The organism is Longicatena sp. 210702-DFI.1.196, from assembly GCF_020563125.1.
Classification (GTDB): domain Bacteria; phylum Bacillota_I; class Bacilli_A; order Erysipelotrichales; family Erysipelotrichaceae; genus Longicatena; species Longicatena caecimuris.
In genome coordinates this window covers 1-851 of the sequence record NZ_JAJCPX010000088.1, presented here as the reverse complement: position 1 = coordinate 851, position 851 = coordinate 1, and the positions used below count along the sequence as shown (strand labels likewise).

Below are 851 nucleotides of genomic sequence, written 5' to 3'. Positions count from 1 at the left end.
TTACCTGCTGGATAAATGAGTCATTGTCCAGTTTTTCCGGGTCTGCCACCTGTCCATTGACAATCCCTCTTTCCTCCAGGGCTTCCCGGATGGCGATAGGGTCGATATTGTCAAAACGATCCTGTTCTTCTTCGGTATAGAACCGGTCCTCCTGAATCAGCTGGGCAAGCCTGCGCTGTACCTTCGGCCAGGGCAGCTGTGTTTCCTCCGGGCTGCCGGCACGGACAACGAACGGGCTGTTGCTGCCACCGTATTCCTGAGCCAGCCATGCAGCGGTATCCTTCTCTCTTGCATGGTCTTTCATATAGCGGACGACAGCGTGTTTACTCTCGATATTGCCGTTCCATGCACAAAGGACAGTATCAATATCTTCCTGAGAAAGAGGGCGCAGAAGCTCATGGAGCTTTGGATAGGTCTCGTCGATCACTTCCCGGTGCAAGCGCTGGCGGAACTCCGGCACATCCGAATAAAGGCGGATCAGCTCCATATCCTTAGAGCCAAGAACCGCACGGCGCACAGCGGCATTGCCCTCGATGACAGCATTTTCACGGTCGGAATGACCGCAGGCATTTCGATATGCCACATCCTCAGATATGGCGGCAGTCACCACAGGCTTATACTGCTCAAACTGCTCCCGAAGGGTAGGCTTTGGCGTTTCTTCCTCTATCTCCGGCTGCTGGGCTTGAATGGCATCTTCTTCTGCCAGATCCTTTTCAGCCTGGATCTTGTCATACTGCGCTTGTTCCTGTTCGGTAAGATAGCGGCCTTTCTGGACAAGTGAGGTAATGCGCTTGGAAACCTTTTCCCAGTTCAAGTGAACATCCGGGCAGTCCTGCTTTTTATAGTGCAGT

At 53.1% G+C, this 851-nt stretch carries 1 pseudogene; it reads right to left on the bottom strand.

The features are described 5' to 3' along the window. Positions 1–851: pseudogene (locus LI241_RS15475) on the bottom strand (DEAD/DEAH box helicase); the annotation flags it as partial.